This window comes from Mesorhizobium sp. M2A.F.Ca.ET.039.01.1.1, assembly GCF_003998035.1.
Taxonomy (GTDB): Bacteria; Pseudomonadota; Alphaproteobacteria; order Rhizobiales; family Rhizobiaceae; genus Mesorhizobium.
Map to the genome: position 1 here is coordinate 1 of NZ_RZRY01001175.1, position 1285 is coordinate 1285.

Annotated in this window: 1 protein-coding gene and 1 pseudogene; one reads left to right on the plus strand and one right to left on the minus strand. The window is 66.4% G+C overall.

What is annotated here, in order from left to right:
- Positions 1 to 89: 89 nt before the first annotated feature.
- The gene (locus EOA24_RS38335; protein WP_126078266.1) at positions 90 to 944 is read left to right on the plus strand and encodes a LysR substrate-binding domain-containing protein; all 855 of its coding nucleotides are present in this window, start codon (positions 90 to 92) and stop codon (positions 942 to 944) included.
- 151 nt (positions 945 to 1095) lie between these two features.
- Here the strand turns inward: EOA24_RS38335 and EOA24_RS38340 are convergent.
- A pseudogene (locus EOA24_RS38340) lies at positions 1096 to 1285 on the minus strand (EamA family transporter); the annotation flags it as partial.

Genomic DNA, 1285 nt, shown 5'->3' on the forward strand with positions numbered 1-1285 from the left:
CCTCGCGCCTTCGATGAGAGGATCATGGCATTGGCATGTATTCAATAAAATCGAATTGTTTTTGAGAAACGATTCGATATCATCGAAGTATGGAAACGCTCGATCTCGACTTACTGAAGACCTTCCTCGCTTTCGTCGAGGGCGGCTCGCTTGCCAAGGCCGCATCCGCCGTTGGCCGCACGCCGTCGGCTGTGACCGCGCAGATGCAGCGGCTGGAGGAGATCGTCGGCGAGCCGCTGCTCATCCCGCAGGGCAGGGGACGCGGCCTGACACCGGCCGGCGAGGATCTTGTCGGCCATGCGCGCCGCATCCTTGCCGTCCACACCGAGGCGTGGTTGGCGCTGAAAGGCGCGCGCGCCGGCGGCCGCATCGCCATCGGCACGACGCAGGATTTCGCCGACCACGGCCTGCCGGATCTTCTAAGGGCCTTCGCCGCCAGCCACCCGCGTGTGCGGATCGAGCTGCGTGTCGGTCGCTCCCTGGAGCTCGGTTCGGCGCTGCAGGCCGGCCAGCTCGACCTCGCAATCTCCATGCGCCATGTCCCGACGCCAGATGAAACGGCCGTGGTCAGCGAGCCGATGTTGTGGCTCTGCTCGGAAAAAGGCCTGGCGACGCTGCAGGAAGCCGTGCCGCTGGCGCTGCTCGATCCCTATTGCGGCTTCAGGGAGGCCGCGCTCAACGCGCTCGATGCCGCCGGACGCCGCTACCGCATCGCCGCCGGCAGCGCCAGCCTTGCCGGCCTGCGCGCCGCGGTCGATGCCGGCATCGCGCTGACGCCGCGCACCCGGCGCTTTGCCCATTCGGGCATTGTGGAGGCGCCATACGAGCACGACCTGCCGCCATTGCCGATGGCCGACTTCGCCATCCGGCTCGGTCGCGAAGCTCCGCGCCCGGCGCGGGATCTGGCGGAGCTGCTGGGCGATGGCCTCGCCCTGCCGTGGTGATGGGCCAGGAAGTCCCAAAGAAAAAGCCGACCTTTTTGCGGGTCGGCTTCTAGTCGGACGGGTCGAGGGGTTTGGGGGGACTTGGGGGGGTGACCCGTCGACCTAACAATGCCTGAGCCGGATGATGGTTCCGTGATTGGCAAAAATATTTTTACGAGCGCGCCGATTTGGCCTTCAGCCAGTCGCGGCCCGCATGGGCAAAGACCGCGCAAAGCACGATGGCGCCGCCGATGACGCTGGCCACGGGCGGAGCTTCGCCGAGGAAGATCAGGGCAAACAGGATGGCGAACGGCACCTCGGCAGAGCCCAGCAGGCCGGATTCGGCGGCAGGCATAAGCCGC